At 41.3% G+C, this 22,749-nt stretch carries 25 protein-coding genes; 18 read left to right on the top strand and 7 right to left on the bottom strand.

What is annotated here, in order from left to right:
* From PseudUWO310_RS20510 to PseudUWO310_RS20495, 4 genes are all read left to right on the top strand, one after another.
* Positions 1 to 335 (top strand): hypothetical protein (locus PseudUWO310_RS20510; RefSeq protein WP_223805780.1); only part of this gene is annotated, 335 nt, incomplete at its 5' end.
* Between the two features lie 11 nt (positions 336 to 346).
* Positions 347 to 1,384 carry a hypothetical protein gene (locus tag PseudUWO310_RS20505; RefSeq protein ID WP_143122316.1) on the top strand — a complete coding sequence of 346 codons (1,038 nt, stop codon included), beginning with the start codon at positions 347 to 349 and terminating at the stop codon, positions 1,382 to 1,384.
* Positions 1,385 to 1,389: 5 nt separating this feature from the next.
* Complete coding sequence (locus PseudUWO310_RS20500) at positions 1,390 to 2,223, top strand: hypothetical protein (protein WP_143122315.1); 834 nt, start codon at positions 1,390 to 1,392, stop codon at positions 2,221 to 2,223.
* Positions 2,224 to 2,254: 31 nt separating this feature from the next.
* Entirely contained in the window at positions 2,255 to 2,959 is a 705-nt protein-coding gene (locus tag PseudUWO310_RS20495; RefSeq protein WP_143122314.1) for a hypothetical protein, read from the top strand.
* Between the two features lie 11 nt (positions 2,960 to 2,970).
* Here the strand turns inward: PseudUWO310_RS20495 and PseudUWO310_RS20490 are convergent, their stop codons facing one another.
* Genes PseudUWO310_RS20490 through PseudUWO310_RS20480 form a run of 3 tightly spaced genes read right to left on the bottom strand, consistent with a single transcriptional unit; the run spans position 2,971 to position 6,840 of the window.
* On the bottom strand, positions 2,971 to 4,542 hold the full coding sequence (locus tag PseudUWO310_RS20490) for a DUF262 domain-containing protein (protein WP_143122313.1): 1,572 nt from the start codon (positions 4,540 to 4,542) through the stop codon (positions 2,971 to 2,973).
* Complete coding sequence (locus tag PseudUWO310_RS20485; protein WP_143122312.1) at positions 4,539 to 5,606, bottom strand: hypothetical protein; 1,068 nt, start codon at positions 5,604 to 5,606, stop codon at positions 4,539 to 4,541. The genes PseudUWO310_RS20490 and PseudUWO310_RS20485 overlap by 4 nt, the downstream gene beginning before the upstream one ends.
* Positions 5,590 to 6,840 (bottom strand): DUF3696 domain-containing protein, encoded by a 1,251-nt coding sequence (locus PseudUWO310_RS20480; RefSeq protein WP_143122311.1) that lies wholly within the window; start codon positions 6,838 to 6,840, stop codon positions 5,590 to 5,592. Before PseudUWO310_RS20480 ends, PseudUWO310_RS20485 begins: the two co-directional genes overlap by 17 nt.
* A gap of 102 nt (positions 6,841 to 6,942) precedes the next feature.
* Between PseudUWO310_RS20480 and PseudUWO310_RS20475 the strand changes: the two genes are divergently transcribed.
* Together PseudUWO310_RS20475 and PseudUWO310_RS20470 are read left to right on the top strand one after the other, a co-directional pair.
* Positions 6,943 to 7,518: a hypothetical protein gene (locus PseudUWO310_RS20475; RefSeq protein ID WP_143122310.1), complete on the top strand. Its 576-nt coding sequence runs from the start codon at positions 6,943 to 6,945 to the stop codon at positions 7,516 to 7,518.
* Between the two features lie 9 nt (positions 7,519 to 7,527).
* A complete protein-coding gene (locus PseudUWO310_RS20470; protein WP_143122309.1) occupies positions 7,528 to 8,235 on the top strand; it encodes a hypothetical protein in 708 nt (235 codons plus the stop codon).
* Between the two features lie 55 nt (positions 8,236 to 8,290).
* Here PseudUWO310_RS20470 and PseudUWO310_RS20465 read toward each other — a convergent pair whose 3' ends face one another.
* On the bottom strand, positions 8,291 to 9,304 hold the full coding sequence (locus PseudUWO310_RS20465) for a YhcG family protein (protein ID WP_143122308.1): 1,014 nt from the start codon (positions 9,302 to 9,304) through the stop codon (positions 8,291 to 8,293).
* Positions 9,305 to 9,397: 93 nt separating this feature from the next.
* Between PseudUWO310_RS20465 and topA the strand changes: the two genes are divergently transcribed.
* Complete coding sequence (gene topA / locus PseudUWO310_RS20460; RefSeq protein ID WP_143122307.1) at positions 9,398 to 11,665, top strand: type I DNA topoisomerase; 2,268 nt, start codon at positions 9,398 to 9,400, stop codon at positions 11,663 to 11,665.
* Between the two features lie 9 nt (positions 11,666 to 11,674).
* Here topA and PseudUWO310_RS20455 read toward each other — a convergent pair whose 3' ends face one another.
* Complete coding sequence (locus PseudUWO310_RS20455; protein WP_143122306.1) at positions 11,675 to 12,064, bottom strand: hypothetical protein; 390 nt, start codon at positions 12,062 to 12,064, stop codon at positions 11,675 to 11,677.
* A 1-nt stretch (position 12,065) separates the two neighbouring features.
* Positions 12,066 to 12,524: a hypothetical protein gene (locus PseudUWO310_RS20450; protein ID WP_143122305.1), complete on the bottom strand. Its 459-nt coding sequence runs from the start codon at positions 12,522 to 12,524 to the stop codon at positions 12,066 to 12,068.
* Positions 12,525 to 12,658: 134 nt separating this feature from the next.
* On the opposite strand from PseudUWO310_RS20450, the gene PseudUWO310_RS20445 reads away from it, so the two are divergent.
* The 10 genes from PseudUWO310_RS20445 (at position 12,659) to mfd (ending at position 22,247) form a co-directional block, all read left to right on the top strand.
* On the top strand, positions 12,659 to 13,651 hold the full coding sequence (locus tag PseudUWO310_RS20445; RefSeq protein ID WP_143122318.1) for a caspase family protein: 993 nt from the start codon (positions 12,659 to 12,661) through the stop codon (positions 13,649 to 13,651).
* 79 nt (positions 13,652 to 13,730) lie between these two features.
* Positions 13,731 to 14,492, top strand: coding sequence for a TIR domain-containing protein (locus PseudUWO310_RS20440; RefSeq protein ID WP_143122304.1), 762 nt, complete (start codon positions 13,731 to 13,733; stop codon positions 14,490 to 14,492).
* Between the two features lie 29 nt (positions 14,493 to 14,521).
* Positions 14,522 to 15,652: a tetratricopeptide repeat protein gene (locus tag PseudUWO310_RS20435; protein ID WP_143122303.1), complete on the top strand. Its 1,131-nt coding sequence runs from the start codon at positions 14,522 to 14,524 to the stop codon at positions 15,650 to 15,652.
* Between the two features lie 106 nt (positions 15,653 to 15,758).
* Positions 15,759 to 16,088 carry a DUF433 domain-containing protein gene (locus tag PseudUWO310_RS20430; RefSeq protein ID WP_143122302.1) on the top strand — a complete coding sequence of 110 codons (330 nt, stop codon included), beginning with the start codon at positions 15,759 to 15,761 and terminating at the stop codon, positions 16,086 to 16,088.
* A 3-nt stretch (positions 16,089 to 16,091) separates the two neighbouring features.
* On the top strand, positions 16,092 to 16,433 hold the full coding sequence (locus PseudUWO310_RS20425) for a DUF5615 family PIN-like protein (protein ID WP_143122301.1): 342 nt from the start codon (positions 16,092 to 16,094) through the stop codon (positions 16,431 to 16,433).
* Between the two features lie 14 nt (positions 16,434 to 16,447).
* Entirely contained in the window at positions 16,448 to 17,281 is an 834-nt protein-coding gene (locus PseudUWO310_RS20420) for a hypothetical protein (protein ID WP_143122300.1), read from the top strand.
* Positions 17,282 to 17,435: 154 nt separating this feature from the next.
* Positions 17,436 to 18,002: a Uma2 family endonuclease gene (locus tag PseudUWO310_RS20415; RefSeq protein ID WP_143122299.1), complete on the top strand. Its 567-nt coding sequence runs from the start codon at positions 17,436 to 17,438 to the stop codon at positions 18,000 to 18,002.
* Between the two features lie 122 nt (positions 18,003 to 18,124).
* Complete coding sequence (locus PseudUWO310_RS20410) at positions 18,125 to 18,481, top strand: hypothetical protein (protein WP_143122298.1); 357 nt, start codon at positions 18,125 to 18,127, stop codon at positions 18,479 to 18,481.
* Positions 18,472 to 18,891, top strand: coding sequence for an HNH endonuclease (locus PseudUWO310_RS20405; protein WP_143122297.1), 420 nt, complete (start codon positions 18,472 to 18,474; stop codon positions 18,889 to 18,891). The genes PseudUWO310_RS20410 and PseudUWO310_RS20405 overlap by 10 nt, the downstream gene beginning before the upstream one ends.
* A 17-nt stretch (positions 18,892 to 18,908) precedes the next feature.
* Entirely contained in the window at positions 18,909 to 22,247 is a 3,339-nt protein-coding gene (gene mfd, locus PseudUWO310_RS20400) for a transcription-repair coupling factor (RefSeq protein ID WP_143122296.1), read from the top strand.
* 87 nt (positions 22,248 to 22,334) lie between these two features.
* Here mfd and PseudUWO310_RS23065 read toward each other — a convergent pair whose 3' ends face one another.
* Positions 22,335 to 22,472: a hypothetical protein gene (locus PseudUWO310_RS23065; protein ID WP_190316098.1), complete on the bottom strand. Its 138-nt coding sequence runs from the start codon at positions 22,470 to 22,472 to the stop codon at positions 22,335 to 22,337.
* 3 nt (positions 22,473 to 22,475) lie between these two features.
* On the opposite strand from PseudUWO310_RS23065, the gene PseudUWO310_RS20395 reads away from it, so the two are divergent.
* Positions 22,476 to 22,749, top strand: a 274-nt coding sequence (locus PseudUWO310_RS20395; protein ID WP_190316097.1) for a hypothetical protein, incomplete at its 3' end; no start/stop codon positions are given.

Raw genomic sequence — 22,749 nt, 5'->3', positions numbered from 1 at the left:
TCTTGAAGATTGTGGCACAACAGAATGCGGGTAATTCGGCAATCCTTGCCAATATTGCTTCCCAGTTTGGTAACAATGCCAATCAAGTTGGGAATGTCGCTAATCAATTGGGGTTGCTATCGGAGCAAAACTCCCAGCTTGCCGAACAGAATAGCCAACGCGCTCAGATCGATGCTCAACAATTGGCTTTGCAAGTGCAACAAACCCAACAGGGGGCGACATCTCTGCTCAATCTCGACCAGATTAATGCTTCCCTCAAAGGCGATCGCCAAGATCGGCTGATCGAGCGTAACTCCACCGTGCAACAACGGATGCCCTATACCTTTTTAAGATAGCGAGATAAATCATGCTGATTGCTCAAGCGATTGTCAATAATTCCGAAGAGGTGTCCCTAGCGGTACAAGGCTCATGGCAGAACACTTGGGAACTTGCCTTTAATGGCACGCTCTATCAAGCCCTCACCAATCTGGGATTGATCGTTGCCGTGGCTTCGCTGCTGCTATGGATCATCCAATTCACTAAAAACCTGATTGATGACCAGAGCTATCGGCAGTTTGGTGAGTTAATCTGGCCGGTAATTGTGATTGTGCTGCTCACGAATGGCGGTCAAAACCTGATCGGACTCACCAATGGGATGCGGACAGTGATTAACAATGCCAATAACTCGGTGTTAGGTGCAATTACCTCCACAGCCCAATTGGAGAAAACCCTATCAGCCCTAGCTGATTTCTCGGTCGCTCAAGAACAAATCATTACCTACCGTCAGCAATGCAATGGGCTTACCAAAAATGAGGAGATGCAGGTCTGCTTGCAAGAGGTGAATACCAAAGCTCAGGCTCTGCTCGGTAATTATCAATCTAACTATGGGGCGGTTGCTGCGGCTCTGGTGGGCAAGTTACAAAAACAAATCCAGAAGGCAAGTGAAAACCCTCTCGAAGCGGTTACGAATCTCTTCCCCGGCACGGTGATTTCAAGGTCGATCGTGCTGGCGGCGATCGAGACTTTTATGGTGGCAATGCAGTCTGCTTTTCAGGCTTTGATTGAGGTCGGATTTCTACTCACAGGTCTACTCGGTCCTCTGGCGGTGGGTGCTTCCTTACTGCCCATCGGGGCAAAGCCTCTCTATGCATGGATGACGGGATTCTGGTCGTTGGGGATGGCTAAGCTGAGCTTGAACATTGTCACGGGACTTGCCGCCACCGCGATCGCCGCTTCGGCACAGATGGATACGCTCTCGATCGCCATTGTTCTCGGACTCCTTGCGCCAATTCTGGCGCTATCCCTATCGGCGGGTGGTGGCATGGCTATATTTAGCGCCATCCTTTCGGCGGCAAGTGCCGCTGCTTCCGCAGGTTTAAATATCGGTTTACGCATCTCTAGGTAATTCCCATGAACTCATATCCAAATTCAGAAGTGAATACTGAACCAAAACCAGAAACAAATGAAACTAATGCTTTCCATCGCTTTATTCCTACTGGTCTATCCCACCGTGGTAAAGCCAAAACTCCTAAAGACTTATTGGTGGTATCGATTTTGTTCGGCATACTTGGCTTATCGGCGCTCAATAGTTTGGGGCTGATCGCTCTGATGGTCGCCTATGCTTCCCTTGCATCCCAGAAACCACCTACGCTCGTGCAGTTGTCGGGCGGGAAAGCAATTACGGCGATCGCTAGTGAGAATAAAACCAGATCTCCTGAAGTGGTGAAGCAGTTTGTCACCCAGCAGGTGATGGCGCTAATGACATGGACGGGGGAACTGCCCTCTGATACCAGTCAAAATGGCAAGCCGCTTTTGGATACTGGCGTAGAAGTTACTGCGGATAAGGGCTTAAAAAAGAAAATCACCACGACAGCTTGGCAGGCTAGCTTTGCTTTTTCCGAAGACTTCCGTAAAGGATTGCTCTCGTCGATCGCGGAACTCACGCCGATCGAGGTGTTCTCAGGTGGCAGCAAGGTAATTTTAGTACCGCAGACGATTACGGCTCCTGAAGAGATTGAGAAAGGAAAGTGGAAAGTCAATCTGGTGGCAAATCTGGTTACTTTCAGTCCCCTTAATCAAGTTGGCGAATCGGTTCCCTTCAATAAGGAAATCTTCATTCAGGCGATCGATGTGCCGAATCTGAAAGCCGATGCTTCACCTCTGGAGCAAGCCATTTTCAAGGTGAGATCCTCTGGGCTAGAAATCTATGCCATGCGGGATCTCACTAGAAATGATTTGAAATAACTTTTCCCTGTCGATACTTGAAGGAGTTGTGATGATTACCGAAGTTCAAGAACCACAATCAGCAAGCGTAACCGATGAGATTGATTTTGCTCGGTTAACTGGATTTCAACCCGTTGTCAATGATGCGGGCTTGGGAATAGATAATTTTAGTGAAGACCCAGATCCAGAGCAACATCGGACAATTAGGGGTATTGTTGGCAGTCCTTTTTCTAAGATGGCTTTGGTGGGTGGGATCGGGTCTTTAGGATTTTTGCTGGTAGGGCTATTCATGAATAGCATTATGTCGCCATCTAGTGCCAAGCCATTAACGGCTAAATCCAATGATGAAAAGCTTGCCCTTACCTCGACCGCCAATCCGAAGGATGCCGAAATTGCTAAGTTCAAGACGGATTTAGCTTTAGGCAGTCAGCTTTCGGCGGGTAAATCGAAAACGCTGCGTCCAAGCAATCTACCCAAGTCAGATGCATTGGCTTCTAAAGTTGATTCCAAAGACAAGTTAGAAGCCAATCCCGTCCAGTCCGCCGATCTCCCAACCGCCTCACCTATGAGAAATCTATCGGCTCCACCCCTTGAGCCAATACCGATGCGACAAGTGATGTCACAACCAACTCCTGTAATGCTTCCCCCACGGAACTTTTCCGTTAGTCCACCTGAAGTTAAAAATCCCGCCGACGAATGGCAGCGCTTGGCAAGTATTGGCAGTTATGGCAATCTGGCTGCACCTGCGGAAATATGAAAACAAAAAAACTATTCCGTATATTTAATCCCAAGATCGGCAACAAACTGTCGTTCTTTTGATTTTAAATATTTTTCTCTTTCTAAAATAAATTCATCAAATCTATCCTGTTTATATAAATCAAGAATTTCTTGCGTTATAAAGTGTTTCTCTAAGACATTAATTGAAGAGTTCTCGATAAAGTTATTGGTTTGCTTTTTATCACGATCTTCTTCAAACTCAGATGACAATCTAATTATAATATTAGCAGGGGTTCTATCTTTTTTTGAAGAAATAAATATCTCTTTTACTCCTTCTCTATCTTGAATTTCCTCATCTCCAGCAACTGAGTTTAAATAAAATAGTTGTAAAGCTTTTGGTCTTACTCCAGTAAAATTCAACTTATCTGGATACTTAGCTGTTGCAAAAGATACATCAATATTAACTCTATATATTCCATCAGGATGTTTACCATTAGCAAATTCACAGAAAATCTTAAAAGCACTTCTTTGTTGACTTAAAGAATATACAGTAAAGTAATTTGAATACGTTGTTGTCCAAAACCACTTTTTTAGTGCTTCAGCCTGTTCGTTGGTAATATTATTGTGTATTTTAAAATATTCAACTATAAAAATTAGTTGAGATGGGTAAGGCAATAATCGACTATCAATTATAAATAATTTTTTGTATAGAAATTCAACTGCTTTTACTATATATACATAGGTAGAGTTTACCAGTAATTCTAAATTTGAATTATGTACTAAATCTTCAATTTTGACATCAAAATAAATCTTTCCATTGATCCCATTAGAGATACAATTTAGAACTGTATCTCTCTTAAGTTCTTCAAAGTTATAATGATTTAAACTATTAAGAAACTCAGTAATTGAATCGCTTAGTAGAAATCCTGTTTCTATATTATAACTAAGTGCAGACAGCATAAAATCCTCGGATATTTCAGTACCTCTTGAGTTTACTCTGGAGAAAATCTCTACAGCACTTTTTATATCTCCTCCTCTTATTTCTACATATGGCAACTTATATTTATGTAAAATATCATGTAGATTTCTTACCATTTCAAAATAATTGCTTTTGTCAGATTCAGAAATATCTTCCTTATCTAGTTCGCGAATATAATTAAACATTTCACGATTATCATATATTTTATATAAAGGAATCGAAAAAATATCTGCATTTTTTCTGCTTCTAATAAAGTTAAAGCTGTTGTCCTTAACATCAAAAAAGATTGAGAAATTGTTAAGCTCAGAGCTATTTACCTTGTCAACGTTTTTGGGATTTATTAGCACTCCAAACAATGTTGATATTCTTTGAAATCCATCCAAAACATATCTAATCTCATTGCTTTTCTGTTCTATTATGTATGGACCTATTTCATTTTTTGTTTTATAGCCTTCAGTTTTCCAAAATAATAAACTACCGATAGGATATCCTTTCAATATACTGTCAAACAACTCAATCATCTGTGATGATTTCCAAACAAATTCCCTCTGAAACTTAGGTATTTTATAAACTCCTTTAGCTATATCTTCTAAAAGATCCTCTAGATATATGTCATCAGGCTTAACGGTAATTCTATCATTCATATTATTTTTGCAATTTTAAGTAGAATTTGTTCGATTTCTGAAATCCTTTCTGTTGTACCGTCAGAGTGTAAAATTGAAACTTGATGATGACTGCACCTTTTCTCTAGTTCATTAGGAGCAAAATCTGAAAGAAACATACTAGGAAATTGATCTTTAACTTTGTTTTTTCCTATACTAATATAATAGTTCCTAGATTTACCTTCAGGGTTATAATATTGGACAAAATCTGCATCAGATGGAGATAGGCTTTTGAGATTGGCTTTGTGATCATCAGTTAAGTCTGTAATATTCATGATCATTATATCTAAAGGTATATAGTTTTCAATACATCTTTTGAAAAGCATATGCCACACGATTAAATCATTTTCTTCATAAATCAAATCATTTTCTGCTGGAGGGTTACTAATACTCCTAGCTTTTAAATATGCAAGAAGGTTTTTATAATCTTGTTTAAAGTCATTTGCATGTCTTTTATCACTATCAAAAAGAGCCATTAATTTGAAATTATAAATATTGTGGTAAATACCATTTACCCAACTTTCAATTTGAGCTTGTATTCCACTACCTCCAGCATGATCATAAGTTAAATAATGAGAATCTGAATCTAATGATTTTTTGATTAATTTATATATATTCTTTCGCTTTCCGAATGACTGATATTTATCTATGATTCCGCGTATAAACTTCCAATCGTTAGGATTGTTTTCAACAATAACAATTGAACGTTCTTTAAGAATTCTATAAGCATCATCAGGATGTATTTCACCCAAATCATTTCCAATAACTAGTTTAGTGAGATATTGTCTATGTAATTTGGTGATAGATTGGCGAATATTACAAATATATTCTTTCAGATTTTGATTGTCAGAATAGGATAAGTATTTCTTTGCTATAAAAGTTTGATCAAAAACATACTTGTTTTGATCGTCGAAAAAGATATCATCAATACTACTTATATCAATGAGATGATTATCTTCAAGAAAAAGAATAAATATTTTAGCGAGCTTTGCCTGTATTTCAGAGCTTTGGTCTCGAATTATCTTAGGGTTAAATGAAATTATCATGTTTATTTCTAACTTTCTTTTTAACTGCTTTCTGTATTTCTAGAATCTCTTTCATACTTTCATTAAAAATACCATCGGGCCAGTCACTCAAAACACCTTCTTCATCAACAGTAATTTCACGAAGTTCTTTACCCTTCAATTCAGCATCTTCTATCCAATACACAACTAGATCATCTTGCGTAAATCCAAAATCATTTTCAACTACTAACTTGCGAAAACGCAAAAGCATATTTTCAGAGTGTGTTTCAATGATAAAAGTTTGGTTGTTATCTTTAGCCGATCTTGCAAACAGTTCTGCTAAATCACTATGTGCAGCAGGATGTAAATGTAACTCTGGCTGTTCTAAAACAATTATAGAATTAGGTCTATCTTTAATGTTAGCACGAACTACTAGTGGCAAAGCTTGATTCATACCTTGTCCTACATCTACAATATTAATGTCCATATCTTCTTTAGAAAGTAAAATTTGAACAAGTGGTTTTTTGTCGGTATTATTTACTTTTAATTCCCAACCATCAAAGTATTTTTGATACCATTCCCCAACATCTTGACACAATTTGTTTTCTTCCTTTACTTGACTCATACCAAGCATGGCGTAAGCATTTTCTCCTTTAATTCCTGTGTCTCTAAACTGTGTTTGTCCAGTTAAATAGAAATATCTATCAGGTAAAATTCTAAACGGTCCGATGTAATCAACGTCAATGATTATATTCTCCAAATTAATTTTTTCAACTAAATCTTCGTTAGTCACTTTATTTATGATTTGATTAGGAATAAATCCCTTAAAATTAACTTCATAATGATTCTCACTAATCGCATCAAAGTAATCATCATTATTGAGTTCTAGCTCAAGGTTTAGAGAATCGCTCTTATACTTCCATTCATAAATTTCTAAGCCATAGCCACGTTTCGAGAATTTAGTGGATTTTTCTCGCAGTCCAATTTCTATTTCTAAATTGTTCTCAAACGAGATCTTAAAATTTAAATAACCTCCTGATTTATTTCCAAAGAAGAGATTCTCAAAATCTTCACCTAATTCAACTCCGTTATTCTTTAATAGTAACGGTTCATCATTATTAGTCATTAGCGAATTTTCAAGCAAAGTAAATAGTTTGGCAATAGAACTTTTGCCAGAACTATTTTTTCCAATTAGAACAGTAATTGGTTTTAGTTGAATTGTTTGCCTTTCATAAAAAGCTTTATAGTTCTCAAATGAGATGGATTTTAGTTTCATGCTTTCAGGTTATGGAAAAATCAAATATGAAAGCTCAGTGAGCAAACTTAGACCATGATAGCAAGAAAAATCACTTAAAATGTCCTATACACCCAAAAGTTGATGGCGGCGGTGTCGGTTGCCCTAGTTGCCAAATTGGGTGTCGATGGCAAGTATGAGGCGGAAAATTATCGCATTCAGTCTCAGGATAATTTCTATGAGATTTCTAATCTTGATGGTGAAGCGATCGCTAAGTTTGAACTGCAAAGCAATCGGGCTGTGTTTATGGAGGATAGGACTACTGTTGACCAACAGATTGACTTTACTAAAACTGCTTTCAAAACAACCACTGTGGATATTGCGAGTTTGACTCAGAATCAGGGTTATCTAGCGGCGATCGATAAGCTGGGAGATCTCGCTCCTGCTGGGGCTAGGGGTGTGGTGGTCGTGGAAAATGTCCTTAATGAGACTGGTCAGGAGTCTTTCAAGGGTGAGTATTATAATTTCCAAAGGAATCAGGATGGTGATATCACCATTGTCAACAACCATACTGGCGAAGATATTTTGCGGACTATGCAAGGGCAAATCTCTCTTAATGCTATGACACCCACTGATTTAAAAAACTTCCAGCAAGCATTCCAACGGATGAATTCACCTAAGCCGATGTTAGAACAATCCAGCCCTGATTTGGAGCGTTAGGTAAAGGCGATGATTACTGCGAATCCAGATCTGGATATGGCTCAGTTCATGGCTGTGTTTAACCAAGTTGTTGAACTGCATAGCGTCCATATTTTAGCGATCACTGAACGAGAAATGTCTTCTAGTAATTTAACGGATTTAACGATGATGGACAAAGATGATGTCTTTGATAAAGAGTGGCAATCTTCTCAGGTACGGAGCAAAGGTAGCGATCCTAATTCGGGTACGGCTGATGCTCAACGGGTGAATGCTGTTACTTCAGAACAACCCCAAATCAATTATGCAACGCAGATTCAGAATTTGGCTCTGTCAATGTTTGATGGTTTGAGAAATCTGCGTAAGGATACCTCTACCAATAAGTCTGATGATGTTGAAAATTCTGAGATTCCCAGTTCTCCTAATCAAGTTACTGATGCAGAGCGAGATCTCAAACTGGCGCGGGATTGTCGCGAACTGTTGCAAGTAAAAGGCAGAGATGATGGCAATCACCTTATCTTTGAACGTCCTGATGGCAAGGGGAATTACAAGTTCAGTTTAGAGAAAGCTTCGGATACGATGACATTGAATGCAAAGGATCGTCCTGTTAATCCGATTCTGGTTGAGTTGCAGGGTATGGTCATAGAATCCCATGTTACCGATCTTGATGCGGCAAATATTGCCAGAGCCGTGGAGCTGTTAAATGCACAGCAGACCAAACCTCTTGAAAATCAGAAATAGCAATGTTTACTAAATTTCAATTACCCACTGAGGCTTGTATCATGCACAACACAAGTTAATCAGAGCGATCGCTCTCTTCCAAAAGCCTCCTTAGCTCCTGCTTTAAAGCCTCAACATTGGGCAGATAAAGCTGATATCTCGATACAAAAAGCTGATTAGAAATTCCTCCCGTGGCATACTCCACTAAAATCTCATCCTTATCTCGCGCCAACACAATTCCAATCGGCTCATTGTCATCTTCCATATTCTCTTCGGCGCGAAAATAGTTTAGATACATATTCATCTGTCCTATATCTTCATGCCGCACCGCCCTTGTTTTTAAGTCAATTAAGACAAAACATTTCAAAATACGGTGATAAAACACTAAATCGACATAAAAATGCGTATTGTTTAACGTAATTCGGTACTGTTGTCCGATAAATGCAAATCCTTTCCCCAGTTCTAGTAAGAACTTCTCTAACTGTACAATCAACCGATTTTCTAATTCACTCTCATGGTAATTGCGATCTGGCAAATCCAAAAACTCAAACACATAGGGATCTTTCACCACATCCTGTGCTGACTCGATCATCTGTCCTTTCTGAGCCAAGGCTAAAATCTCTGCCCGATCCTTACTCATGGCAACTCGCTCAAACAAAGCCGAATCCTTCTGGCGCTTTAATTCCCTCACACTCCAGCGATCGCGTATGCATTGCTGCTCGTAAAACGATCTCGCTAAATCATCCGAAATCGCCAAAAGCTCCGTGTAATGCGACCAACCTAATTTGGCAGACACCATCTGCCATTTTGGATAGCTAACATAAAAGCGGCGCATATCCAAGACATTACGGCGGCTAAATCCTTTGCCATAAGCTGTTTTTAAATCCCGTGATAATTGAGTTAACAACCTTGAACCATATTCCGCTCTCTCATTCCCCTTCTGCTCAAACTCCACAATGTACTGACCAATTTGCCAATAAGTTTCTACCAAAAGCGTATTAACCTGCTCAAAGGCGCGTTGTTGCCCCTGTGTCAAGCATTCACCAATGCGATCGATTAATTGCTGATAGGAATCGATTAGATCACTCATAAATTAGCTGTTAGTCTGGGATGACAGTATAACCCAATCCTAGAAATGAAAGTTAAGTCAGATTCAAGATAAAGTTTACTCAGGTATAAAAATATGAAAAAGCTATTACTCGTTGAATCTCCATCCAAGTGCAAAACCATCCAAGCAATCCTCGGTAGTGAATGGCAAGTGGAAGCTTCCTTTGGCCACTTTACGGAACTTGCCAAAGATGGTGAAGATAGCTTGGGCTTTACGATGCATCAAGATACCAACAAAATTGAATGTCGTTACCAATTGACCGAAGGTAAAGGACAACAGGTAGTCGCTAAACTTCGGGCTGCGGTGAAGAATGCTTCAGAGGTGGTGCTGGCTACCGATGGCGATCGCGAGGGTGAGGGGATTGCTTGGCATTTACAACAGCAACTGCATCTGCGTAATCCCAAACGCGCTGTCTATAACCAGATTACGCCCACGGCGGTTAAAGCTGCGATCGCTAATGCTCATCAGTTAGATTTGAACCTGATTTCGGCTCAGAGAGCGAGACAATGCTTGGATCGGTTGATTGGGTTTAAGGTTTCACCACTCGTGCGTCGTACTAGTGGCGGTAGTTCGGCGGGTCGGGTGCAGTCGGTGGCTTTGCATATTGTCTGTGAGCGCGAACGGGAAATTACTGCTTTTGTGCCGATTACTTACTGGTCGGTGTGGACGGAATATGCTGAAGGATTCACAGCTTTCTATGCGGGTAGTAGTGAGATTGAACCTGTGCTTGACGATCAAGATGTTACCGATGATGCAGCAGAAGTGAATGCGGAATCTACGGTGGAGTCAAAACGGGTATTGTCGGAAGCGGAAGCAGCCCGAATTATTCAAGTGGCGCGTAATCATCCCCATGTCGTTCGCGAAGCTACGGGTGTCACTGCTCAAAAATCCCCGTTGCCGCCTTTTATTACCAGTTCGCTCCAGCAAGCGGCTTCTGTAAGATTGGGACTATCACCTGAAGAGACGATGAAGGTGGCTCAAGAGTTGTTCGAGGGTGTTGATTTGCCGAACGGTCGCAAGGGATTGATTACCTATCACCGCACTGATAGCACGAGTCTCGCTCCTGAGTTTTGTGCTGAGGTAAAGGAATGGCTATCGAAACACGATCCTGATAACGTCCCTAAAAAAACTACTCGTCATCGCGAACAGGCAACTGCTCAATCCGCCCATGAAGCGATTCGTCCTACCTATTTGAGTATTACTCCGAAAACGGTGAGAGACCATCTCAGTGCTAAACAGCATCAACTCTATGAGTTAATTTGGCGCAGAGCCGTTGCTTCTCAATGTGCGAATGCTTTGATTCAGAAAAGTCGGGTGATTATTCAGGCTGGTTCGACGCTCTGGCAAACTAGGGGTAGTATTCTCACCTTTGCGGGTTATACGCGCTATTGGAATGATTTGAGTAAGGATAAACATATTCCTGCGTTAACGAGCGGTCAGACTTTGGCTTTGGCAAATGCAGGTTTTACGCAGAAACAAACTCAACCTCCTGCGCGGTATAGCGAGGCGAAGTTGGTACAGGTACTAGAGCGTCAGGGTGTGGGTAGACCGAGTACGTTTGCGGCGATCGTCAAGACGCTTAAAGATCGCACTTATGTGTTACTCAAGGGTAAGGTTCTCGAACCTACGGCTTTGGGAATGTCTACGGATGATGTGTTGCATAAAACTTTTCCCGATCTGCTCAGAGCCGATTTTACCGCAGGGATGGAGACGACTTTGGATGAAATCTCGGTGGGTAAGTTGGAGTGGCAAAGCTATTTGATTGGTTGGCATCAGTCCTATTTTCAGCCGATGTTGGCGCGGGCTTATACGAATCTCGGTGCGGATTTACAGCCAAGTAATCGCAAAAATGAGCTTTCGGATGTGGCTTGTCCTGCTTGTAGTCATCCTCTCAGTAAGATTCCTTCTAAGAAGGTGAGTGGTGGTCATTTTCTCAAGTGTGAGCATGGCTGTGAGAATCTGGTGATGTTTTGGAGCGATCGCCGTAATCAGTGGGAGATTCCTCAACCGAAGGGAGAGAGTGCAGCAACAACGGAGGTTACTAGTTTTGCTTGTCCTGTTTGTGGCAAGCCTTTGGCTAAGTTTCCCTACCATAAAGATGGTGTGGATAAGGTGATGTTGAAGTGTGCGGATGTTCAGGCGCGTCAACGCAAGGATCATGCGGATGTGGTCTTTTTCTGGTCTTCTCAGGAGAAGTGGTGGTCGAAGAAGTTTGGAGATTTGGATGAATCGGCTAAGCCGAATTTGGGTAAAGGTTCATCGGGTAAGAAGAAGAATACTTCTCAGAGAAAGCCCAAGCGATCGGGTAAAGTGGCTAAGCCTAGTCCTAAAAAGTTGTCTTGATAAGCAGGGCTAAGGTATTGGAGCAGGTTGAATGTGCTTTCCAGCATAGAAAACAACTACTTTTAATTGAGTTTCATCGGGAACGTAAAATATTCTATCTCCCCCAGTCACTTCATATTCCCATACGCCTCTATATTTTTTGCCTTTTAACGGAAATACCCGTCCAGGCTGTCTCGTTATTGGTGCTGTCTGTAGGTCTTTGTAGCAACGTCTGGCGTTTTCAGGATTTCTCTGGATCAGGGCTTCCCAATCTCGATTTATGCGACGATCTTTAGCTACTACTAGCCAAATAGTTTCTATTTTGGGTGCATTAGAAGTCTCAGGTGAATCAGGAGTTGTCAGCTTTACTTCTGGTGGTTCAATATTTTCGTTGATCTCTTCGGTGATGTTTTCTGACATATCAAGATTGCTTGATTTGAGTAAAGGCTGCTTCTAAGTCTGGATTTGTTATTGCTAAGGCGCTCTCATACCATTCATGGATAATTGCTTCTAGTTCATTCCATGCTTTGTCGAAATTTTTTGTTTCTTGTAAGGCAACTGAGCGATAGGCTGAGATCACTTCGTTAATAAATTCATTCAATTCGTCTGCGTCAAATGCTCCAAGCCAACCATAGGGATGCTCTGCGCCAATTTTTTGGTTTAGCAATAAACGGAAGGCGGTATTGAGAAGTTCGACAATTTCGCGGCTATGTTGGGCGGTTTTTACAAATAGAGCTACGTCTTCTCGGCGCAGCAAGGCAAAGGATTGGTCGTTGCGGGTAATGGTGATGGGATGTTCTAGGGCTTTGTCTAAGACTCTGCCTGGTTGACGGTTTAGCTCGGTGGCTGTGACTAGTTCATCTGAGTAAATGGAGTTCATAGTTTTTGGGTCAACAGTTTTATGTGAGCGTGTGGGAAAATTGTAATGATTGTTTTTGGAGAATAGCTATAGATGTACGTACTATTCTACGTTGATTTAGTTTAAAATAAAAGCTAGTTGATGGGTCAAAGATGATGGCTGAAACGTTTAATCATGGCTATGCTTTGTTGATCGGTGTGGGCGAGTCAAAATACCATCCATTATCTTTACCTGTAACGGTTAAGGATACACAAGCGATTTATGGGGCGCTAACCGATCGCGATCTTTGTGGTTATCCTCAAGAGCAGATTCGGGTACTGAATAATGCTGAAGCTACTCGTGATGGGATTTTACAGGGTTTGAGTTGGCTGAAGGGAAAGATGGAATCTGACCGTGAGGCTACGGCGATCGTTTATTATTCGGGACATGGATGGGTTGATAAATCTGATAATCGCTACTATTTGCTACAGCATGATGTAAAGCCTACTAAGTTGGCTGAGTCGGCATTGTCGGCTGAAGTATTTACAAATGCAATACGCGAGATTGAGGCTGAGAGGTTGTTGGTTGTGATTGATAGCTGTCATGCGGCGGGAATGGCAACTTCTAAGGATGCTGATGCTGAGTTAATGGATGAGTTTGATGGGTTTGAGCGTGTGGCGTTTTCTAAGGGGTTAATTGAGGATCTCAAACGCGGTAAGGGTAGAGTTGTGTTTACTTCTTCGGAGGGGCATCAGGAGTCATGGATTCTCAAGGATCAATCCCTAAGTATCTATACGTTTCACTTTTTGGAGGGGTTGCAGGGGGCGGGTAATCAAGAGGGCGATCGCGTGGTGCGGGTTTCTAATTTGATGAATTATTTGGGTAAGTCCGTGCCTGAGACGACACGACAGGTTTACGATCGCGACCAAACACCGCATTTCGATTTTGATACGGGTGATTTTGCGATCGCATTGTTGCGGGGTGGTAATGGTTTGCCTGAGAAGGGCTGGGATGATGTGAAGTCTGAGGTGAGACAGAAGGTTAATAAGATTGCTGATAAGATTGTTCAGAAGGGAAAATTTATCACAAATATTAATGAGGTGCAGGGGTTACATATTGGTGATAATTTTTATGATGGCGATCGCACTTTACATAAAAATCAAGTGTAGAAGGGATTGGAAAATGTCCAAGTTGGCAGCGACCTTACGGTAAAAGAGATTCGCAAATTTTAGTTTTCATATAAATTTCGTGAATAATGAATTAACAGCTATTCTTGATCGCATTGCTAATGGTCAGTTTACAGACGCTGATAAGGTAACTCTACGACAATTTTTAGAATCAGGTGAGCGCGAAGTTAATACACAGTTTGCTAAATTTAACGTCAATATTGGTAATGGAAAAGATATACACATTGGCGATAAAATTTACCTAGAATTAAATGACGAAATAATTCGAGTAATCGCCGATAAAATTTTTAGTGCCAATTTGAATCATGGAAAGCCTGATAAATTAATATCTCAGCCAAAGTCAATGAATCTACCTAAAAATAAACCTGTTTATATTTACTTCTCTGGTTGTCGGCAAGATGAGAAAACATTAAAAGAAATTGAAAAAAGACTTCGCGACCTAGAAACAGAAGGGAGTATTGAAATATTGTATACAGATAAAATTCCTCTAGGAAAAAAAATTAGCGATGGACGAAAAGAACAATTGCAAAAAGCAAATATAATTTTATTGCTTGTTAGCACTGATTTTATTATTTCTCCCGAACATCGTGAAGAAGTAAATATAATAATGAGGCAATTCAATTTAGAGAAGGCAAAAGTTAAGATTATTCCTATTCTTGTTGAAGAGTGTCATTGGGAGGGACAACCGTATAGGGATCTAAATCCTCTGCCGCGTGATCGGAAATCTATTGGTTCTAGTAAAGTAAGAAAAAGTAATATTTATTATGATATAGCCAGTGAAATTAGAAGTGAGATAAATAAACTAAAAAGTCAAAATGGATAAAATGACTTATCTTTAAAAAGCATAGAAATATGAAAGCTGTATTTATATATGCAAAAACAGATGAGAAATATTTTGAAGAGATAAAAAAGCATCTTCATGTTCCCTCAGATCGCTATGGCATGAAGGTTATATCCCATGAGCATCCTAATACATCTTATTTTGAGAATGATATAAATGATGCGGATATAGTTTTTTTACTTGTTAGTGTTAATTCATGTAGTACACCTAGTTGGAGTAAATATGCTGATTTAGCCATAAAATACAAGCCAAAAAACTCAGTAATTCCCATTAAAATTGATGATACTTCTTGGATTGGAAAAAGCTTCTATGACTTGAGCTATATTCCAACAAAAGAAAGATCTATTCGTAGCTTTAAACCTCAAAAAGATGCATTTTTTAATATTGAAACTGCGATAATAGAATTGAGCAAAAGAATCTATGAAGATATACAAAAAGCAAAAAGATTAGAGAAAGAACGTAAAAAAGCTGAAGAAAAATTTATACTTCAGCAGCAAAGGCAAATCGACCTACAAAGACAAAAAGACTTTCAATCAAGAATAATTATTTTTGCCATTTTTATAGCAATTTTCTTAATTGGTAAATCTATAACAACTAGTAATATTACTAAATGTTCACCAGAAATAAAAGCTGAAATCTATTTACAACGTGGGGATGAGGAGGAAAAAGGGTATAACTTACAGAAGGCAATTGAGGAATATACCTGTGCCATTGACTCTCGCTCAAACTACTACGAAGCTTATGCAAAAAGAGGTAAGATATATTTAAGAAACTATGATTATGAACTTGCCATCTCTGATTTTAACAGAGCATTAGAAGATAACAAAGACAATAATTTATCCCTGAAAGAGTTTGTATTTTATCTTCATCTTAGGGGTGAAGCTAATAGAAGAATATGGGAAAAAACTCAAAGCGATGAAAACATGAAAAAAGCTTTAAAAGACTATGACTATGGAATAAGTCTTAACAGAGAAGATCCTTATCCTTACTACGGTAGAGCAGAATTATATATGGCTATAGGTGATAAACAACAAGCTCTTATTAATTTAGAAAGAGCACTTTTTTACTTTGAAAGAGATTCTAATGAAAAAAGTAATGTCAAAATGGTAAGAGATAAAATTCAGAAGCTTAAACCGAAATAGGCTAGAAGAGATTGCGATCGCCTATCCACTTAACCATGAGATGACAAGGCGATCACCCTTCACCAGATTGCTACAATAAACATAGTTCTAATCAACTGAAATCGCCATGACCATTCAAGAAATCGAACATCAATTTCTTAACATATCACTCGCCGACCGAGCAGCGATCGTCCAACGTCTTACCAAAACCCTAAGCAAAAGCGGCAAAGGCATCACCAAAACAGAAGGCGTTTGCGGAGGAGAAGCTTGCATTGCAGGAACCCGAATAGCAGTTTGGTTACTAGTCGAAGCCCAACAACTTGGCATCACCGAAGCCCAACTACTACAAGACTATCCCCACATCACCGCCGCCGATCTGGTCAATGCATGGACTTATGCCGAAGCCTATCCCGAAGAAATTGCAGCAGTAATCCTTGCAAATAACGAGGCAGCCTAACCAATGGCACGACTATATGCAGACGAGCAATTTCCACGAGCAGTCAGCCAACTACTTCGGAATATGGGACATGACGTTTTGACAGTCCAAGAAGCTGGTAATGCAAACTTAGGCATTCCTGACGATCGAGTATTAGCCTTTGCAATTAGTAACAATCGGGCAGTCGTCACCATCAATCGCCTAGACTTTATCAAATTACATCGCACTAGTTCCGAGCATTTTGGAATTATTGTCTCTACCAACGACAGCGATCGCCCTCGCATGGCAACTCGAATTAATGAAGCGATCGCTACTCAGGAATCTCTACAAGGTAAACTTATTAGAGTTGTGCGCCCATCAAGGTAAGAGCGATCACACCAATGTCTGATGAACTAATTGATATTCTTGATCGTATTGCCAAAGGTCAGCACACAGATACTGACATAGCTAACCTATGTCAAATACTAGGATGGAGCGATCGCCAAACCAAACAACAACTTGGTAAATATAATGTCAATATCGGTGAAGGGAAAGATATCCACATAGGCGATCGCAACTATATCTCGTGGAACGAAGAATCCATCCAAGCCTTAATTCAGGCAATTCGCAATTTTCAAAACACAGAAAAGAAAGAAGACTATCTGCAAACCGAAACACCCTGTCGCGATCGCCAAACCCTAGAACAATACTTTAAAACAACACTGGCAAAATTAAAACAAAAAGGATGTTTAGACATCGTCCAAAATGTCACACATAACAGCATCCAATTTAACTACATCGCCAAAATCAAAGACTTTGAAGCAGGATTAGGAATGCGAGGAGAAGCATTCTTTTTCTTCTCTGAATTCTCAGACCTAAAAATGCCAACCTTACAGCAATTCTCGGCTCAATCAATGGTGTATTCTAGAAAATCAGTTAGCCCAGATGCAGCAGGACAAGCTTTCTATAATTTTAGAGTGCCAACTCATTTGTGTTTTGCGATCGCGATCGTTGATGAGCTAGATCCAGAAACCAGAATTTCTATCCAAACAACAAATCCATTTGACCTCCGCGTAGATATGCTCTGGTACGAAATCCCCGCAGTTTATGAACTGAGTCAACAAAAGTTGTACTTCTACGACCAACCCACCAACTTTTTCGAGCAATTTAAAGGAGAAATTGTCTGGAAACAACTCCGAACAATTATCCAGCAGATTTTAGGTGGCTGTCCATAAAGCTTTTGATACAATGAAGATAACTCCCATGTTTATAGGAATAGGAGTATCGATACAAATCATCCTAGAAGTCAGCGATCGCCTCAGCGAAAAACTACAGAGCGATCAAAGAAAATATCCCTAACAGTCAACCTCTAAGGCAAACCAGAAAAATATGCTTGCCATATCTCAACAACCCCCCAGAATGTCCATAAAAGAATATCTTGAATGGGAACCCCAGCAAGATTTACGCCATGAATACATCAATGGTGAAGTATTCGCCATGACAGGCGGCACACTCGCCCATAACGACATTACCCTCAACCTCTATAGAACCCTATATCCCCAAGTGCGATCGCGTGGATGTCGCATCAACGTCGCCGATGTCAAAGTGCAAGTTACGACCAATAGCCCCTATTACTATCCCGATGTCGTCGTCAGTTGCGATCCTCAAGATCTCAACGCCCGTAAATTCATCCAAAGTCCGACCATAATTGCCGAAGTTCTCTCTCCTGGAACTAGTGCCAGAGATCGCGGCGAGAAATTTACCAACTATCTCACCATCCCCAGCTTACAAGAATATCTACTCATCAATTCTGACAAAATATCAGTAGAACGCTATGCACGCGGCGAAGGCAGAATGTGGCTGTATTATCCCTATATTGCTGGCGATACAATTACCTTATCAAGTCTTGAATTTGAGTTTGCGATCGAGCTTCTCTATGAAGGGATTGTATTTTAACTAGAATAGAAAATATTTAGTCCCAACCCATGACCTTCAGAGCAGTCCTAGAGAATATCACCAGATCGCTCATAACAACCTTGCTACAATAAACACAACTCACAATCTCCAAATCACAAACCATGCAAATTATCCTAGAAGTCCCCGATCGCCTCGGCGAAAAACTACAAAGATTAGGCGATCGACTCCCTGAAACCCTAGATCGCCTACTTGAAGAAATTCCTAGCACAGAAACAATCTCTTACCAAGACGATCGCCAAATTGTCGAGATTCTAGCCAGTCAACCCAGTCCTGAATCGATCCTCGCCATCCGTCCCACACCAGCCTTACAAGCGCGGATGCGCGAACTACTCGAACGCAACAAATCTGGAAGCCTCTCCCGAAATGAAGAATCTGAACTCGATCGCTACTTACTCTTAGAGCATTGGGTAAGACTAGCTAAAGCCCATGCATATAAACAATTACAGAAATCAGCATGAGCTATGTATCAGTTCCCCTGCGTCGGCTAGTCACCCAACGCGCTGAAGAACAGTGCGAGTATTGTCGATATCCTCAAGCAGCATCATTCTTTACTTTTGAAATAGAACATATCATTGCTGAAAAACACGATGGCATTACCGAAGCCGAAAATCTAGCTTTAGCTTGTCCTTGCTGCAATCGTTTCAAAGGCACTGACCTCGGTTCCATCGATCCTGAAACAAAGCAGCTAACCCCATTTTTTAATCCCCGTATTCAGCAGTGGTCAGTTCACTTTCGCCTAGAAGGAGGAAACATTCTCCCCCTCACTCCTGAAGGACGTGTCACTGCTAAAATCCTCCAATTTAACCTTCAGGAACGTGTTATCGAACGCGAACAACTCATTAGTATTGGGAAATATCCAGTACTCTAAAAACTTCGTTAAGCAACATGACCTTCACAGCAGTCCTTGAGAATATAGCTCGATCGCCAATCGCCACAAAAATAGGCGAGAAACTGAAAACAGCCAAAAGCATATCCCTATCAGGACTATCACGCTTAGGCAAAGGACTGATTAGCACCCACCTCTGTCAACAACAAACCAAACCATTACTCATCGTCACTGCCACCGTCGAAGAAGCAACCCGATGGGCTTTACAACTCCAGTCAATGTCATGGCGCGTCTATCTATACCAACCCCTTGATACATTTCCCTACGAATCAGCCCAAATCGATTTAGAAACCGCTTGGACAAGGATCGAGATATTAGCGGAACTGCTTGCGAAACCACAGCCTAACTTAGCGATCGCTACCACCATTAAAGCGCTACAGCCCCATCTACCATCCACTCAAGTATTCCAAAAACATAGCATCTATCTCAATATCGGCGATTCGCAATCGGTTAAATTACTAGCTTCTGCTTTGGCAAGATTAGGATATGGAGAAGTTAAAGAAGTTAAGGAATCAAAACAATGGAGCCGCAAAGGATTTAGTTTTGAAGTTTTTCCAGTTAATCGAAATCTACCAGTGCGTCTAAGCTGTAATCGCGGTACTGTCGAGAAAATCAGAGAGTTTGACCCCACTAATCCTAAAAGCTTCACTGACCTATCCAGCATCGCGATCGCCCCTGTCGATTTGCATGAGTTTGTTACTTCTCACAGAGCCACATTACTAAATTATTTACCCAAAAACTTTATTGTCGCTATTGATGAACCCGAACAATGTCAAAGCTATGGCGATCGCTGGTACGAAGCGGCGGATGAGCTTTATCAAAATCAATCGCAAGCAGATACACCGAAACTGCATTGGGATTTTGCTAAGTGCATGACTGAGGCAAAGAAGTTTCAGATGCTTCAACTTAGCGAGCGATCGCTTAAACCCAAAGCCAATATTTTTGACTTTGGGAGTTCCTCTATTCCCATAGTTCCCCATCAGTTTGACCAGATGGCAGCGCTGATTCGTGAATATCTCAAATCGGAATATCAAGTCACGCTGATTTCGGCGCAACCTTTGCGCGTGGCAACTTTACTCAAGGAGTATGACTGCATTGCTAACTTTGTCAGTGATTCTGATGATTTACAGTCAATTGCACGGATTCAGAAAGCTGGTAAGCCAGTCATTTTGAAATATTCGGGACTGTCAGAGATGCAAGGGTTTGTTTTGCCTAGTTGTAATCTAGCTCTCTTGACCGATCGCGAGTTATTTGGACAGCAATTATTAGCCTCGCCAACTTTTGTGCATCCCTCACACATAACTTCTGCTAAGTCAGTTAATTCTGACGAGCTAAATGTGGGCGATTATGTCGTGCATCGTAAATATGGAATTGGTAAGTTTACGCGCTTTGAAACCATTGAAGTGAAGGGAAAAAAGGAACCGCATTACATCGTTGAGTTTGCTGATGGGAAAACTGCTGTGGCGATCGCCCCAGAGAATGAGAAGATTCTCTCCCGTTATCGCAGTGCTTCTAATAAGCCTCCTAAGTTAAATAGCATCGCCAACACAAAGGCTTGGGATAACGCTCTGAACAAATGCCAAAAGGAGATTTACAAGTTAGCAAGGGATTTACTGCAACTCTATGTCCGCAGGGCAAATTTAGTCGGCTATGCTTTTCCACCTGATAGCGATTGGCAACAGGAGATGGAGGATTCTTTTCCCTATCAACTTACGCCCGATCAGGTCAAAGCAGTTCAAGATGTGAAGCAAGACATGGAAAGCGATCGCCCGATGGATCGGTTAGTTTGCGGTGATGTCGGCTTTGGCAAAACTGAAGTGGCGGTGAGGGCTATTTTTAAAGCGGTTTGTGCGGGTAAGCAGGTGGCTCTGTTAGCTCCGACGACGATTCTGGCGCAACAGCATTTTCATACGCTCCAAACTCGGTTTGCGGCTTATCCTTTCACTGTAGATATTGTGAATCGGTTTCGCCCTGCGAAGGAGCGCAAGCAGGTTTTAGAACAGGTTGCGGATGGTAAAGTTCAAGTCATTGTCGGTACGCATCAGCTTTTGTCTAAGGATGTTGAGTTTCACGATTTAGGTTTGCTGGTGATTGATGAGGAGCAACGCTTTGGCACGGTGCAGAAGGAGAACATCAAGGCGATGAAGGGGGATGTGGATTTATTGACTTTGAGTGCTACGCCGATTCCGCGTACTCTCTATGCAGCACTTTCTGGGGTGCGGGAAATGAGTGTGATTGCCACTCCTCCTCCCTCAAGGCGATCGATTCAAACCCATTTGTCTGCTTACGATGCGTCTCTGGTGAAAACGGCAATTCGGCATGAGTTAGATCGTGGTGGTCAGGTATTTTACGTTGTGCCACGTATTGAGGGGATTGAGGCGATCGCTGTTTCTTTGCAAGCAATGTTACCGAAGGTGAGATTGGCGATCGCGCATGGACAGATGCAGGAGTCGGAGTTAGAGGCAGCGATGGTTGCTTTTAATAACAATGAGGCGGATATCCTGCTTTGTACCACGATTATTGAGTCAGGTTTGGATATCCCGCGTGTGAATACGATTTTGATTGAGGATGCTCATAAGTTGGGTTTGGCGCAACTCTATCAATTGCGTGGTCGCGTTGGTCGGGCGGGGATTCAGGCTCATGCTTATTTGCTATATCCGCCTAATCTTGAGTTGACGGATTCAGCTAAGAAGAGATTGGATGCGATTCAGGAGTTTAGTCGGCTTGGTTCAGGTTATCAACTGGCGATGCGCGATATGGAGATTCGTGGTTTGGGGGATTTGTTGGGTGAGGAACAGTCGGGTCAGGCGGATGTGATTGGCTTTGCACTGTACATGGATTTGCTACAGGAATATATTAATGAGTTGCGCGGAAAGATCTTGCCTGAAGTTGCGGATACTGAGCTTCAGTTGCCGCGTTTGGTGGCTTTTATTCCTGACACTTACATAGAGGACAATGAGACGAAGATTAATGCTTATTTGACCTTGGCGAAGGTGAAGTCGAAGGAGGAGATTCTCAAGTTGGCTGCGGTTTGGGAAAGTCTGTATGGAGCTTTGCCTGAAGAAACTCAGGTGTTGCTCAGGGTTATGGAATTGAAATTAGTGGCGCGTAAGGTTGGGGTGTTTCGCATTTATGCGTCGGAGGATGGGCGCGATATGTTTCTGGACTCGAAGTTGACAGATTCGCTTTGGGAGTTGCTTCATGCGAAGATCCCGATTGAGTTCTATTATCGGTTCTCTTTTGAGAAGGGTAAAATTAAGATCACGAGTCTGGCTCTCCTTCCTGGGGATAAGCAGGTGCATTTCTTGATTGAGTGGTTGGGCTGTTTTTTGAGTTGAATATCAAACGACAGCGGCATTGGCGAGTGGCGACAGCGATCAACTCTGTCATTTTTACTGATCGCTAGCTGTCGAGACAACTAGCGATCAATCGTCAAATCTATAGCTGGATGAGCGTCTAGCTGCTTCAGCAATAGCTGTCATCTGGTAAACGACAGCATATTTAACCCCAGAGTTGATCGTTGTCGCCCCGCCAATTGCCGTGTCATTTAATACCGTTTGCATATTTTGGTAAAAGTCGCCAGACGGGTAATTGTTGCCGATGCCGATCTCTCAGATATTAGCTTGAACTATCTCCAAGCTTTGCGTGGAGACGGTTCTGATGTCTTTTTGATTAAGAACGAATTTCAACCCGAAGGCTATCCCGCTCGGTTTATTGTGGCAAATAACGATGTGCCGATTATTCAGGAATTACTGGCGGATGTGACTAAAGGCAATCGTGTTTTTGTGGCGACGGATAGTAAGTCTAGTAGTAAGGCGATCGCTAAGTTGGTTGAGAAAA

It is taken from the genome of Pseudanabaena sp. UWO310, from assembly GCF_006861605.1.
Lineage (GTDB): Bacteria > Cyanobacteriota > Cyanobacteriia > Pseudanabaenales > Pseudanabaenaceae > Pseudanabaena.
The sequence above is the reverse complement of the archived record's forward strand: the minus strand, read 5'-3'. Positions and strand labels throughout refer to the sequence as shown.